Origin of the sequence: Corallococcus caeni (genome assembly GCF_036245865.1) — a bacterium.
Classification (GTDB): Bacteria; Myxococcota; Myxococcia; order Myxococcales; family Myxococcaceae; genus Corallococcus; species Corallococcus caeni.
The window spans coordinates 191,746-205,140 of record NZ_BTTW01000003.1; the positions used below are offsets into that span (position 1 = coordinate 191,746).

The following is a 13,395-nucleotide window of genomic DNA, read 5'->3' on the forward strand; positions in this document are numbered from 1 at the left end:
AACCTGCCCGGAGCATGACGACCACCCGAAGCGCGAGGGTCCCCTCCGGACTGCTGTGGACCCTGGTCCTCGCTGGAGCCCTGGCGGCTCCGGCCGCGGCGGCCTCTGACGCCCTGACGCCGCCGGCCTTCCACGGCCCCCGGGAGTCCCCCGCGTGGCTGTCGCTGCGGCTGGGCAGCGCGGCCGCGGGCAGCGGGACGTCGCGGTCGAAAACGGAGCCGGAGGTGGGCGCGCCCACCTGGGTGCGGCTCAACCTGGGCCTCACCGCGACGTGGCGGCGCTACTGCGCGCGGCCCGGCGTGGACAGCTGTGGCGAGTACGACCGGCTGCCGGAGGAGGATCAGCTGGGGGACACGTCCGACTTCTCCTCGTCGCACCCGTACCTGGGGCTGGCGCTGGAGGCGGAGGTGCTGCCGCTGGCGCGCCATGAGTCCTCGGTGTTGCGGGGCCTGGGGCTGTTGCTGGGGGCGCAGCGCGGCTTCTCCAGCTCCGACGTGACGCTCACCGGGGACGGCGGCCAGACGCCGGTGCGCGAGGTGTCCGCCACCGACACGGCCTTCACCGCGCAGGCGCTTTACCGCTTCTATTTCCGCTTCGGCACGACGCGGCCGCAGCAGGGCTACGTGGGCGCGCGCGCCGGCATCCAGACGCGCGCGTTCGACGTGGAGGCGTCCGCGGACAACCCGCTGTCCGGCACGCACCGCGTGTTCCCGTCCGTGGCGTTGGACCTGTCCGTGCCGCTGTTCGGCTCGGTGCGGCTGGACGCGTCGGGTGGACTCCTGCTGTCGCCCAGGCCGGGGCACTCACCGGACGCGGACGGAGGACGGCGGGCGCTGGAGGTCCGCGACTTCGGCACGTCCGTGTCCAGCTTCGGCTGGAGCGCGGAGCTGGGCGTGACGGGGGACATCTGGGGGCCGTTCGGCTACGACGTGGCCTGGCGGCTGGCGCACTTCAAGGACCGCTTCTCCGGGGCCGGCACACTCACCGGCTGGGATGATGGCGGAGCGACCGAGGAGACGTACTCCAGCCTGCACGTCGGCTTGATCGCGACGTACTGACGCGGGATCTGACACCGGGCCTGTCCGGCGCGCGACATCGCCCGGAAGCGCGGGTGTCTGGACCCAGGCGGGATGCCTACCCCTTGCCCCCACGGCCTGATCCGGGCCGCGGCCAAGGGGGAAGATTCTCGGTGCGAGCACGGCGATGGTGGAGGCGGGGACTGGCGGGGCTGGCATGCCTTGCCCTGGTGGCGTGCGGCGGAGGTGACACCCAGGCGCCCACGCCCGGCACTCCTTCCGGCACGGCCAACGACGACGCGGGCACGGGTGCTCCGTCCGGCGCGGGCACGGTGGATGGGGGCACGCAGCCGTCCTCCGACGCGGGCACGGGCTCGTCGTCCGATGCGGGCACCGGGTCGCCGGATGCCGGAGCCGGCGGCGGCACGGACGCGGGCACCGCGCCGCTGACCTGCGCGCCCACGGCGGGCGACACGCGCTGGGTGCTGGAGGGCGAGGCCTTCACCGCGCAAGTGACGTGCGCGACGGGCTACACGGCGGCGGGGCTGCGCTTCGGGGTGAAGAACCTGCCCGCGGGCGCGACGTTCGACGAGTCCACCGCCACGCTGCGCTGGACGCCCGCGCTCAACCAGGGCGCGGTGTGGATGCTCACGCTGGAGGAGCGCACCACCGGCGAGACTGGCACGCTCAAGGTGGGCGTGGCCAACAACGACAACGCGCCGGGCAAGGTCGACATCGTCGACCCCGTGGCCTACACGGAGGAGTACGGGCTGCCCGTGGTGCACCTGTTCTTCGACCCGGACGTGGGCCTGACGGCCGGCGGCTACCGGCCCGCGGAGGTGGTGTACCGGGGCCACCGCTACACCATCGAGGCGAAGTACCGCGGGGCCACCTCCAGCGTGTTCCCCAAGCGCAGCCTGACGTTCAAGTTCGCGGAGGACGACCTGTTCTCCGAGCCCGTCTTCGGCGACGGCTTCAAGGACCGCAAGCGCGTGGTGCTCATCACCACGTTCAATGACAACTCGTACCTGCGCTCGCGGCTGGCGTTCGACCTCTGGCACCGGCTGTCCCCCAACGCCGTGCGCATCCGCACCTTCAGCGTCGTGGTGTACGCGAACAAGAAGTTCCGCGGGCTCTACACGGCGGCGGACCACGTGGACAAGCGGCTGATGGAGTGGAACGGCATCGACGACGACTCGGACCTCTTCAAGGGCGTGGACGCGGACGCCAACTTCTCCCGCCTCAAGCGCAACGGGCAGCCGAAGGAGCACCTCCACGTCGGCTTCGAGAAGTCCGAGGGCACGCCCGAGCAGAACCAGCCGCACGCCTTCGACCCGCTGGACGCCTTCGTCGCGTGGGTGGCGGACTCCAGCGCGGACGGCTTCCGCCAGGAGTTCGGCACGAAGCTGAAGGCGCGCGACTACGAGGACTGGTGGATCTTCAATACGCTCATCCAGGGCAATGACTCGCAGGGGAAGAACGCCTACCACGCGTATGACCCGAAGGCGGGCGGCCCGTGGCGCTTCATCCCGTGGGACCTGGACGCGAGCTTCGGGCAGAACTTCGACACCACGCGCACCAGCGCCACGGCGCGGCCCACCTACGCGTCCGACAACCTGCTCTTCAAGCGGATGCTGGCGGAGCCCTCCATCGCGGGCCCCATGCGCGAGCGCTACCGCCAGGCCCTGAAGAACGAGGTGAGCGAGGCCACGGTGCAGGCGCTGATCGACGGCTACGTGCAGGAGCTGGGGCCCAACGCGCAGCGCGACGAGGCGCGGTGGGGCGAGGAGTACCGCAACTTCGCGAAGCCGAGCACGGGGCCCGACGTGAACGAGGGGGGCTACGGCAACTTCCCGGACTGGCACCTGCGCCAGGACTTCAAGACCCACGCGGAGGAGGTGGACTACATCCGGCAGTGGGTGCACACGCGCTGGTCCGCGTTCCAGACGCAGCTGCCGTGAGGTTGGCGGCGCGGCGGGGGGAGGACCTCGCCGCGCCCACCGGGACTACCACTGCGCAGGGTCTGCGTCGGCGAACGTCGTGCCGGCGGCAATCTCGTCGAACCAGATGCTGCGGTTGGGCTGGCTGCCCTGCATGTAGCCGTTGTCATGCCAGCCGTTGGCGTAGAGGCCCACGCGGAACTGGAAGTAGCGGTCGTCCGCCACGGTGGTGGCCAGGTTGTATTGCTCCAGGACCTTCACGCCGTCGAACCACAGCTTGATGTAGCCGGTGGTGTCGCTGGCCCACTTCACCTGCATGATGACCTTGTGCCATTCCCCGGCGCTGACCGTGGCCAGGCTGGGGAAGGTGACGGTCTTCTGGTTGCAGACCGTGCCTTGCTTGACGCGCGTGTAGAGCTGATTGCCGGACAGCCACACCATGGTGGACGGCATGTAGTCGTCGCAGCCGGTGTTGGAGAAGTCCGCGATGAACTGCGCGATGTTGTAGGACTGGGGTTGGAACTGCCAGTCCTGCTGCAGGCGGAACGTGAAGCCGTAGAAGCCCGTGTCGCCCCGGCGGTACACGTTGTTCTTCACGACCTCCGAGTGGTACCGGCCCGTGTAGTTCGGGTCGTAGATCTGCGTGACCTTGATGGCGGTGGGGCCTTCATAGGTGACGTTGGTCACCTCGTTCACGGACCCGTTGTGCTCCCGGTTGATGGAGTTCCAGCCGGTGAGCGTTCCGGTGTTGCGGAAGATCTCCGCTGCCTCCGCGACCAGCCCGAAGGCGAACAGCGACACGCCAGCGGCCACGGCGAGATGCTTGGGCTGCATTGAATGAAGCCTCCTGGAAACTTACGGCTTTGTTGTTATTTCTTGGTATTCAAGTTTAGCAGGTTGATGCCTGGGCTGTCTCGGAAAAGGGGATGCCGTGGCACGGCGTGGCGGTTATGGTGTGCGCGCGTGCGGAAGCCCCGGGGTGGGGCCTCCGAGCCCGGACGAGGTGCGCCGTACCCGGTCACGACAAGACGACGCCTGAACGGGAGTCGTGCGTCATGACGTCGTCGTGGATCCTCCTCATCCTCGCGGGCCTGCTGGAAGTGGCCTGGACCATCGGGCTCAAGTACACGCAGGGCTTCACCCGGCCCATTCCCAGCGTCCTCACCGCGGCGGCCATCGTCGCGAGCATGGGCCTGCTGGCCATCGCGGTGAAGCAGTTGCCCATCGGCACGGCCTACGCGGTCTGGGTGGGCATCGGCGCGGCCGGCGCGGCGGTCGCGGGCATGTTGCTCTTCCATGAACCCGCCACGCCCGCCCGCCTGTTCTTCCTGGCGTTGATGATCGTCGCCATCGTGGGCCTGAAGTTCACCAGCGGGACGCACTAGGCGAGGTCACGACGATGGGCGACGCGAAGTTCGAGCTGTACTACTGGCCCGGCATTCCCGGCCGCGGCGAGTTCGTGCGGCTGGTGCTGGAAGAGGCGGGCGCGGACTGGGTGGACGTGGGCCTGCGCGCCGGCGGCGGGAAGGCCGTCGCGGACATGCTGGGCCAGGGCCCCGTGCCCGCGTACGCACCGCCCGTGCTCAAGGTGGGGGAACTCGTCTTCTCCCAGGCGGCCAACATCTGCTCGTACCTGGGGGAGCGCTTCGGCCTCGTGCCTTCGGACGAGGCGGCGCGGCTGCACGCCCGTCAATTCCAGCTCACCGTCGCGGACGTGGTGGCGGAGGCGCATGACACGCACCATCCCGTCGCCGTGATGAAGTACTACGACGAGCAGAAGGACGCCGCGAAGCAGCGCGCCGAGGACTTCCGCACCCAGCGCATCCCGAAGTTCCTGGGCTACTTCGAACGCGTGCTGAAGGCGAACCCGGAGGGCGGCGGGAAGTACCTCCTGGGCAGCGACTTCACCTACCCGGAGCTGGCGCTGTTCCAACTGGTGGACGGCCTGCGGTACGCCTTCCCCAACGCCATGCGCCGCATCGCCCCGCAAGTGCCCGGCGTGATGGCGCTGCATCAGCGCATCCGCGAGCGCCCCCGCATCGCCGCGTACAAGCAGTCCCCGCGCGCCCAGCCCTTCAACGAACAGGGCATCTTCCGCCACTACCCGGAGCTGGACGACCCGAACGCGACGAAGTGACCCTCGGGAACCTCCACGAGCTCCCGGGCGAAGAACAGGTCCTCGCCCACGCCGGCCACGCGGACCTGGATGAGCGGATCCGCCGGGTACTGCGTGGCCGGGTCGTCGAACACCAGCGCCACGACGACGCCCACGCGGCCCAGGAAGCGCTCCGAGAGGACGTCCTCCGGCTCGGTGCGGACCACCATCACCGTCGCGCCAATGCGCACCGGCGCGCCGTCCACGTCTTGCGTCAAGATGAGCGAGGGGTCGTGCTTCATGGTGCGTAGGTCCGGGGTTTGAGTCGTTTCGACAGCGCCCAGGTCATGAGCGTCAACAGCGCCCACGCCCCCAGGTGATAGGTGGCCACGTGTCCGGGGCCCTGCTCACACGCCAGCTCGCCCACGAACGCACCCACCGTCCCCACCGCCAGCCCCGCCACCACCGCGCGCAGCGGGTCGAACGCCGCCGACCGCAGCGCCACCACCGCCACCACCAGGGGCGCCAGCGCCAGCGCCACATGGCTCACCGTGCACACCCACTCGGGGAGGTTGGAAGGGCCCCGCGGGGCTGCCCGCGTCAGCACCAGCAGCGCGGAGCTCACGAGCGCCATGCCCACACCCAGCCAGCGCAGCCGGCGCCCGCGCGGGGACAGCGCCCCCCACGAGCACAGCGCCCCCGTGGACAGGAGCATCGCCAGCATCGGCGCGCGGCCCGTCAGCATCGCGCCCGTGGTGCGACCCAGCGCCAGCAGCACGCCCATCACCGCGAGCGCCAGGCCCGCGGACGCCGCGAACAGCCCCACCGCCTGCGAACGCCAGCGACGCACCGGCCGCTTCAGCGCCAGCTCCGCGCGCGACGCCGCCAACGCGCGCTCCATCGCCCTCGGGTCCAGGCGGGGAGGGGCGGACCGCCACGGGTCCGGAGGCGGGCTCATGATACGTCCTCCAGTCCGCCGAGCAGCTCGCGCAGCTTCTCGTAGCCCCGGTGCGCCCGCAGCCGGGCCGCGCCCGCGCGGATGCCTCGCATCTCCGCGATCTCCTCGAAGGACCAGCCCTCCAGCTTGCTCAGCACCACGGCTTCGCGCTGCTCCACGGGCAACTGCTGGAGCGCGTCCTCGATGCGTCGGCGCATCGCCGGGTCGCCGTCCGGCGCGGGCACCGCGGTGGGGCCTTCCGGCGGGGCGTGCGCGTGCGCGTCCACGTGCTGCTGGTGCCGCAGCGCGTCCCGGGCCGCGTTCGCCGCGATGGTGAGCAGCCAGGGGGTGAAGCGCGTGCCCCGCTCGTAGCGGCCCCGGGCGCGGATGACGGACAGGAAGGTCGTCTGCATGAGGTCCTCCGCCAGCGGTCCGTCCCTCACCATGCGGGCGAGGAAGCCGTGCACACGCCCGGCGTGCCGGGCGAACAGCGCCTCGAACGCCGGCTCGTTTCCCTGACAGAACTGGTCCATGAGCGCTTCGTCCGTGACGCCTTCCATCGTCTGGCTCACGAACGGCCCTGCTCGGAAATCGTTTCCGGGGACGGACGATTGCCCCCCTGGACGCGCCAAGGCCTTGAAACGACAAGCGCTGGACGTGACATCGCGAGGAGGCTCGCTTCCATGACCCGAAAGGGTAGTGTCGCGCGCCTTACCGGTTTCAACGCGTTTCCCCACTTCGAGCGCACATGTCCCCCGCCGAGGTCGTCATCCAGTCCACGCTGTTCGAATCGCTCCTGCGCTGCGTGCGATTGGACACGTCCCTGCGCGAGCGCATGGCGGCGGCGGGCTATGACCCGGACCGCCCCCGGGCCAGCTATCCGGCGTCGGTGTTCCTGCGCTGCCAGAACCTGGTGCTGCAGGCCGCGTACTCGGGCCGGCCGCAGCAGGAGGCGCTGCGGCAGATGGGCCGGGACCTGGTGCGCGGCTACTTCGAGACGCTGGTGGGCAAGGTGGTGAACGTGGCCCTGAAGATCGCGGGCCCGGAGCGCGCCATGAAGCGGGTGGCGCTGAGCTTCCGCTCGGTGATGGAGCCGGTGGAGATCACCTCCCTGGAGTTGGGGCCCAGGGACTGGCGCGTGACATTCCAGGGCTACCCGTTCCCGGCGGAGGCCGCCGCGGGGTGCTGCGAGGAGGCCCTGCGGCAGGCCGGGGCCGCGAACCCCAGCGCGGTGCTGGAGACCGACGACGGGCACGGCCGCTTCGAGCTGCGCATGCGTTGGTAGGACGTCCGTGTGCACGCGGTAACGGTGGGCATCATCCTTCCACCTCGACATGACTGAATGCGCTATGAGGGCCCCATGAAAATCGGCAAGGACAGTGTTGTCGCCATTGATTACAAGCTGCACCTCGGCGACGGGAAGGTCGTGGACGAGAGCGAGGCAGGCGATCCGCTCGTCTACCTGCACGGCTACGAGGAGATCGTCCCCGGCCTGGAGAAGGCGCTGGAGGGCAAGTCCGCGGGCGAGTCGCTGAAGACGGTCGTCTCCGCGGCGGACGGCTACGGCGACTACGACCCGGAAGGCGTCGAAGAGGTCCCCCGGACGGAGTTCCCCGAGGACCTGGAGATCAAGGCCGGCGGCATCCTGAGCGCCACGGACCCGGAAGGTGACGAGGTCGACTTCCTGGTCAAGGAAGTGCGCAAGGACACGGTGCTGGTGGACTTCAACCACCCGTTCGCCGGCAAGGAGCTGCACTTCGAGGTCACCATCAAGGAAGTGCGCGCCGCCACGCCCGAGGAACTCGAGCACGGCCACGCGCACGGCCCCGACGACGACCACGATCACTGACCGCTGGGGCCCTTCGGCCGGCCCTTGCCGTGCGTCCGGGCATGCCGCCCGGGCGCCGCGCCTTCGGGCCGCTTGGAGCTTCCATGGTCGGCCTGGCGAGGCCCCGGGTCGCGCTGCTTCGCCAGCCATGCCTCCATCTCCTGCTTGAAGAGGGGGTCCTTGCGCGGCACCTCCGTGCGGGGGAGCTCCTGGCGGATGATGCGCTCGATGTCCTGGAGCGTGCGCCGCTCGACCTCCAGCGCGAAGAGTGACGCCCGTCCACTGGCCGCCGCGCGAGCGGTGCGGCCGATGCGGTGCACGTAGTCCTCCGGCCCGTGCGGCACGTCCATGCTGATGACGTGGCCGATGTCATCCACGTCCAGTCCGCGCGCCGCGAGGTCGGTGGCCACGAGGCAGCGGTACTGCCCGCGGCGGAAGCCCTCCAACGCCTGACGCCGCTGGGCCTGCGTGCGGCCCGCGTGCAGGGCGGCGGACTTGTGGCCCGCGGCGGCGAGCAGCTCCTTCATCTTGTCCGCGCGCTGCTGGGTGCGCACGAACACGAGCGCGCTGGCCTGGTCCTGCGCGAGCAGCGTGAGCAGCAGGGGCCACTTCTCCTCGGGCTTCACGATGTAGAGGTGCTGTTCGGCGCGGGGCGCGGGCGTCCCGCTGGGCGTGACCTCCACGCGCACGGGCTTGTGCAGCGCGCGCTGGCCGAACCGCGCCACGTCCGCGCCCAGGGTGGCGGAGAACAGCAGCGTCTGGCGGTCGCGGGGCAGCGCGTGGAGGATCTGGTTGATCTGCGGCAGGAAGCCCATGTCGAGCATCCGGTCCGCCTCGTCCAGCACCAGGGTGCGGATGCGCGACAGGTTCACGGCCTTGACGCCCAGCAGGTCCACGAGCCGGCCCGGCGTGGCGACGATGAGGGTGGGGCGCTCTTTAAGCGCGTCCACCTGCGCGTTCATGTCCTCGCCGCCGACGATGAGCGTGGGCAGGACGCGCAGGGACTCGCCGAAGAAGCGGGCCTGCTCCGTCACCTGCTGCGCCAGCTCACGCGTGGGGGTGAGGATGAGGCCCAGCGTGCCGCGCTCGCCCACGAAGCGTTCAATCATGGGGAGCAGGTAGGCGGCCGTCTTGCCGGTGCCGGTGGCCGCGCAGCCGATGACGTCGCGGCCGGACAGCGCGGGCGGGATGGCCTGCGCCTGGATGGGCGTGGGAGCACCGAAGCGGGCACGCTTCACGGCGCCCAGCGTTTCGGGGGACAGGCCCAGGGACTTGAAGGAAGCACTCATGCCCCACGCCTCCCACGTTTTAGGCCAGGGAGGGAAGGGGATTGAGGGGCAGGGGGCGCCCCGGGCCGTGGAAGCCCGGGGCGCGGGGGCTGCCTTCAGCCCGCGTTCAGCGCCGCGCCGTGGTGGCGCAGGTGGTCTTCCATGAACGTGGAGACGAAGTAGTAGCCGTGGTCGTAGCCCTCCTGCATGCGCAGGGTGAGGGGCTGGCCCGCCGCCTCGCAGGCCTCCTTGAGGAGGTGCGGGTGGAGCTGATCCGGCAGGAACTTGTCCTTCGTCCCCTGGTCCACCAGCAGCGCCGGCACGCGCCGGCCCGCCTTCAGGAGCTCCGTGGCGTCGTACTCACGCCACGTCTGCTCATCCGGGCCCAGGTAGCCGCCAAAGGCCTTCTTGCCCCAGGGGCTGCGGATGGGAGCCCCGATGGGCGCGAACGCGGACACGGACCTGTACCGGCCCGGGTCGCGCAGCGCCGTGACGAGCGCGCCGTGTCCACCCATCGAGTGTCCGAAGATGCCCTCGCGGTCCATGCGCGCGGGGAAGTGCGCGCCGAGGATGCCGGGCAGCTCCTTCGTCACATACGTCCCCATGCGGTAGCGCGCCTTCCACGGCTCCTGCGTGGCGTCCAGGTAGAAGCCCGCGCCGGTGCCGAAGTCCCAGTCCGCGTCCTCGCCCGGGATGCCCGCGCCGCGAGGACTGGTGTCCGGCGCCACGAGCATCAGCCCCAGCTCCGCCGCCACGCGCTGCGCGCCGCCCTTGGTGGGGAAGGTCTCCTCCGTGCAGGTGAGGCCGGCCAGGTAGTACAGCACCGGCACCTTGCCGTGCTTCGCCTGGGGCGGCGTGTAGACGCTGAAGCGCATCTCACCGCCGCAGGCCTCGGACGGGTGCTTCCAGAAGGACTGCGTCCCCCCGAAGCACGCGTGCTCGCTGACGAGCGTCGGAGTCACCGCGCTCATGCGTACTTCACCACGCTGCGGATGGACTTGCCCTCGTGCATCAGGTCGAAGCCGTGGTTGATCTCCTCCAGCTTCAGCGTGTGCGTGATGAGCGGGTCCACCTGGATCTTCCCGTCCATGTACCAGTCGACGATCTTCGGGACGTCCGTGCGGCCGCGAGCCCCGCCGAACGCGCTGCCCTTCCACACGCGGCCGGTGACGAGCTGGAACGGCCGGGTGCTGATCTCCTGCCCCGCGCCCGCCACGCCGATGATGATGCTCTCGCCCCAGCCGCGGTGGCAGCACTCCAGCGCCTGGCGCATCGTCTTCACGTTGCCGATGCACTCGAAGCTGTAGTCCGCGCCGCCGCCGGTGAGGTTCACGAGGTAGGGGACGAGGTCGCCCTCCACTTCCTTCGGGTTCACGAAGTGCGTCATCCCGAACTTCTCCGCGATCTCCTTGCGAGCGGGGTTCAGGTCCACGCCGACGATCATGTCCGCGCCCACCATGCGCGCGGCCTGCACGACGTTCAGGCCGATGCCGCCCAGGCCGAAGACGACGACCTTCGCGCCGGCCTCCACCTTCGCGGTGTAGACGACGGCGCCCACGCCGGTGGTGACGCCGCAGCCGATGTAGCAGACCTTGTCGAAGGGGGCGTCCTCGCGGATCTTCGCCACGGCGATCTCCGGCAGCACCGTGTAGTTCGCGAACGTGGAGCAGCCCATGTAGTGGTGGATCAGCTGCTTGCCCAGGCGGAAGCGGCTGGTGCCATCCGGCATCAGGCCCTTGCCCTGCGTGGCGCGGATGGCCGTGCACAGGTTCGTCTTCTGGGACAGGCACGACTTACAGCCGCGGCACTCCGGCGTGTAGAGCGGGATGACGTGGTCGCCCTTCTTCACGCTGGTGACGCCCGCGCCCACGTCCACGACGATGCCCGCGCCCTCGTGGCCGAAGATGGCGGGGAACAGGCCCTCCGGGTCCGCGCCGGAGCGGGTGAACTCGTCGGTGTGGCACAGGCCGGTGGCCTTCAGCTCGATCAGCACCTCGCCCGCCTTGGGGCCCTCCAGGTGCACGGTTTCGATGCTCAGGGGCTTGCCGGCCTCGAAGGCGACGGCGGCGCGGACGTCCATGGTGGGTCTCCAGTCAGAGGGGAACGAAGACCCCCCACTGTAGAAGCCACGCACCACGTCGTCCGTGAAAAGAAACGGCCCGACCCATCAGGGCCCGGAACTAGACGGAGATGAGGCCCTTGCGGATGCCCTCGGTGACGGCCTCCACGCGGTTCGTCACTTCGAGCTTCCGGTAGATGTGCTCCAGGTGCGTGCGGATGGTCGCCTTGGAGAGCGACAGCAGCCGGGCGGCCTCGCTGTTGGACACGCCCTTGGCGATGAGCTGGAGGATCTCCCGCTCCCGGTCCGACAGCGGCTTGAGCAGCGGCTCATGCGCGGACGCATCCGGGGCCGTGGCCTCCGCGGCGGACGGCGCCACGGGCAGCGGCTCGGTGGGCACGGGCGCGGTGTCCGGCTCCACGCGGAAGTGGCGCAGCAGGCGCCGCGCGAGGTTCGGCTGGATGACCGTGCCGCCCGCGCGCACCTCCTTGATGGCCTCGACGATCTTGTCCACCGTGGCGCCCTTGAGCAGGTAGCCGGACGCGCCCGCCTTCACTGCCTCCAGGACCTTGTCCTCCTCGTCGAAGATGGTGAAGATCAGGATCTCCATCCTCGGGAAGCGCGCCTTCACCTCGCGGGTGACGTCGATGCCGCTCATGCGCGGCAGGCCCAGATCCAGGAGCAGCACGTCCGGGTTCGCGCGCTCGACCTCCTCCATCGCGGCTTCGCCCGACAGCGCGGTGCCCACGATGTCGATGTCCGGGTGGCCCTCGAAGAGGCGCAGCTGGTTCTTGAGGATCTTGGTCTGGTCCTCCACGACGAACACGCGGATGGGGAGGGGGGCGGCGCTGGAAGTCGGGTCCACGGGGCGGATCTCCGGTGCGTGTCAGGCGGAAAGACAGGGAAGGGAGAAGGCCACCTGGGCTCCGGCGCCGGGCGCCGAGTCCACCACGATGGAACCCCCCAGCTTCATGGCCCGCTCACGCATGTTGAGCAGGCCGTAGTGGCCGCGCGGCGTGCGGCCCGGGTCGAAGCCCTTGCCGTTGTCGCGGACCACCAGGTGCACGCCCTCCGCGCTGAAGTCCAGGCGCACCTGGACCTCCTTCGCCTCGGCGTGCTTCGCGGCGTTGGACAGGCACTCCTGGAGGATGCGGAACAGTGCCAGCTGCGCGTCCGGGGGCAGCTTGCGCGTCAGGCCCGTGCGCTCGAAGCGGATGTCCTGCCCGGTGCGGTCGCGGAACGTCTTGACGTAGTCCTCCAGGCCCTGCGCCAGCTCGAAGTCGTCGCGCATCATCCGCAGGTTGCGGCGCAGCTCCTCAATCGACTCCTCCGCGGTGGCCTTCATCTCGCGGATCTCCGTGCGCAGCCCGTCCTCGCGCGCGAGGTTCAGGATGTACTCCGCCTGGATGATCATCGAGGACAGGGACGCGCCCAGGCCGTCGTGGATTTCGCGCGCCAGCCGGTTGCGCTCCTCCACCACCGCCAGCTCCTTCAGGTCGCCCTGCAGGGACACCACCTCGCGGTGCGCGGTGGCCTCGCGCTCGTTCAGGTACACGAGCACGTAGACGATGATGAAGTTGAGCCCCAGGTACCAGAGCAGCGTGAGCAGCTCCACCGCCGTCACGGAGCGGTTGAGCAGCAGATCCAACCGCGTGGTGATGGGCAGCGCCAGCAGCGGCGGCAGGATGGCCAGCGGCTTGGGGAAGAGGATGGCGAAGAGCGTGGTGAACAACAGCTGCGTCGCCAGCAGCGGACTCTGCAGACCGCCGCCCACCTGCGGCCGCGCGATGAGCACCACGGTGATGAGCAGGTCGAAGCAGAGCGACAGGTACGTCACCCACCGGCCCGCCTTCGGGTGGTCGATGACGAGCAGGTTCGCGACGCTGTAGATGAGCATCGCGAAGTAGCCCAGGAAGGAGATGGGCCCGTTGAAGCCGAAGTAGCCGCTCCACGCGGGCACCGCGAGGATGAGAAGGCCCAACGTGAGGAACATCATCCGCGCGTAGAACAGCGCGCGGGCCCGGGCGACGAAGCGGTCCTGCTCCCAGGAGGCCGCCGCCTGCTCCGCGGACACGTTGTCCGTGAGGTTGCGGCGCTCCAGCACGGCGCGGACGCGGGCCTTCAAGTCGTGGGCCGGGTGGTCGTCGCCGGGTCGGGGGTCACTGTCCATGCGAGCGGCAGCTTACGGGACCTTCTCCGGGAGCGGAATTCCCGGCAAGCCGCCAGGTCGGCATCCTGGCGGGTGCCGCCAG

Annotated in this window: 15 protein-coding genes and 1 riboswitch; of the genes, 6 read left to right on the forward strand and 9 right to left on the reverse strand. The window is 70.0% G+C overall.

Going from position 1 to position 13,395, the window contains the following annotated elements:
- The first annotated feature begins 14 nt into the window (after positions 1-14).
- A complete protein-coding gene (locus tag AABA78_RS15055) occupies positions 15-1,058 on the forward strand; it encodes a hypothetical protein (RefSeq protein WP_338263785.1) in 1,044 nt (347 codons plus the stop codon).
- Between the two features lie 131 nt (positions 1,059-1,189).
- Positions 1,190-2,977 (forward strand): CotH kinase family protein, encoded by a 1,788-nt coding sequence (locus AABA78_RS15060; protein WP_338263786.1) that lies wholly within the window; start codon positions 1,190-1,192, stop codon positions 2,975-2,977.
- 45 nt (positions 2,978-3,022) lie between these two features.
- Here the strand turns inward: AABA78_RS15060 and AABA78_RS15065 are convergent, their stop codons facing one another.
- On the reverse strand, positions 3,023-3,790 hold the full coding sequence (locus AABA78_RS15065; RefSeq protein ID WP_338263788.1) for a polysaccharide lyase family 20 protein: 768 nt from the start codon (positions 3,788-3,790) through the stop codon (positions 3,023-3,025).
- 134 nt (positions 3,791-3,924) lie between these two features.
- A riboswitch (guanidine-III (ykkC-III) riboswitch) is annotated at positions 3,925-3,994 on the forward strand.
- A gap of 17 nt (positions 3,995-4,011) precedes the next feature.
- Here AABA78_RS15065 and sugE point away from each other — a divergent pair.
- Positions 4,012-4,341 (forward strand): quaternary ammonium compound efflux SMR transporter SugE, encoded by a 330-nt coding sequence (gene sugE / locus AABA78_RS15070; RefSeq protein WP_338263790.1) that lies wholly within the window; start codon positions 4,012-4,014, stop codon positions 4,339-4,341.
- A gap of 14 nt (positions 4,342-4,355) precedes the next feature.
- A complete protein-coding gene (locus AABA78_RS15075; RefSeq protein ID WP_338263791.1) occupies positions 4,356-5,093 on the forward strand; it encodes a glutathione S-transferase in 738 nt (245 codons plus the stop codon).
- Here the strand turns inward: AABA78_RS15075 and AABA78_RS15080 are convergent.
- Genes AABA78_RS15080 through AABA78_RS15090 form a run of 3 tightly spaced genes read right to left on the reverse strand, consistent with a single transcriptional unit; the run spans position 5,057 to position 6,548 of the window.
- Positions 5,057-5,353 (reverse strand): Carotenogenesis protein CarS, encoded by a 297-nt coding sequence (locus AABA78_RS15080; protein ID WP_171421274.1) that lies wholly within the window; start codon positions 5,351-5,353, stop codon positions 5,057-5,059. The two genes, AABA78_RS15075 and AABA78_RS15080, sit on opposite strands and share 37 nt — an antisense overlap.
- Positions 5,350-6,009, reverse strand: coding sequence for an NrsF family protein (locus AABA78_RS15085; protein ID WP_338263792.1), 660 nt, complete (start codon positions 6,007-6,009; stop codon positions 5,350-5,352). Before AABA78_RS15085 ends, AABA78_RS15080 begins: the two co-directional genes overlap by 4 nt.
- Entirely contained in the window at positions 6,006-6,548 is a 543-nt protein-coding gene (locus AABA78_RS15090) for an RNA polymerase sigma factor (protein WP_171413234.1), read from the reverse strand. The genes AABA78_RS15085 and AABA78_RS15090 overlap by 4 nt, the downstream gene beginning before the upstream one ends.
- A 188-nt stretch (positions 6,549-6,736) precedes the next feature.
- Here AABA78_RS15090 and AABA78_RS15095 point away from each other — a divergent pair, with 188 nt between their 5' ends.
- Together AABA78_RS15095 and AABA78_RS15100 are read left to right on the forward strand one after the other, a co-directional pair.
- The gene (locus AABA78_RS15095) at positions 6,737-7,273 is read left to right on the forward strand and encodes a DUF2378 family protein (RefSeq protein WP_338263793.1); all 537 of its coding nucleotides are present in this window, start codon (positions 6,737-6,739) and stop codon (positions 7,271-7,273) included.
- 75 nt (positions 7,274-7,348) lie between these two features.
- Positions 7,349-7,837, forward strand: coding sequence for an FKBP-type peptidyl-prolyl cis-trans isomerase (locus tag AABA78_RS15100; RefSeq protein WP_338263794.1), 489 nt, complete (start codon positions 7,349-7,351; stop codon positions 7,835-7,837).
- Here the strand turns inward: AABA78_RS15100 and AABA78_RS15105 are convergent.
- From AABA78_RS15105 to AABA78_RS15125, 5 genes are all read right to left on the reverse strand, one after another.
- Positions 7,831-9,105 (reverse strand): DEAD/DEAH box helicase, encoded by a 1,275-nt coding sequence (locus tag AABA78_RS15105; protein WP_338263795.1) that lies wholly within the window; start codon positions 9,103-9,105, stop codon positions 7,831-7,833. The two genes, AABA78_RS15100 and AABA78_RS15105, sit on opposite strands and share 7 nt — an antisense overlap.
- Before the next feature lie 95 nt (positions 9,106-9,200).
- Positions 9,201-10,055, reverse strand: a complete 855-nt coding sequence (fghA, locus tag AABA78_RS15110) for an S-formylglutathione hydrolase (RefSeq protein ID WP_338263796.1) — start codon at positions 10,053-10,055, stop codon at positions 9,201-9,203.
- Positions 10,052-11,164, reverse strand: a complete 1,113-nt coding sequence (locus tag AABA78_RS15115; RefSeq protein ID WP_338263797.1) for an S-(hydroxymethyl)glutathione dehydrogenase/class III alcohol dehydrogenase — start codon at positions 11,162-11,164, stop codon at positions 10,052-10,054. Before AABA78_RS15115 ends, fghA begins: the two co-directional genes overlap by 4 nt.
- 100 nt (positions 11,165-11,264) lie before the next feature.
- The gene (locus tag AABA78_RS15120) at positions 11,265-12,008 is read right to left on the reverse strand and encodes a response regulator (RefSeq protein ID WP_338263798.1); all 744 of its coding nucleotides are present in this window, start codon (positions 12,006-12,008) and stop codon (positions 11,265-11,267) included.
- 21 nt (positions 12,009-12,029) lie between these two features.
- Positions 12,030-13,313, reverse strand: a complete 1,284-nt coding sequence (locus AABA78_RS15125) for a sensor histidine kinase (RefSeq protein WP_171413215.1) — start codon at positions 13,311-13,313, stop codon at positions 12,030-12,032.
- Between the last annotated feature and the right edge of the window lie 82 nt (positions 13,314-13,395).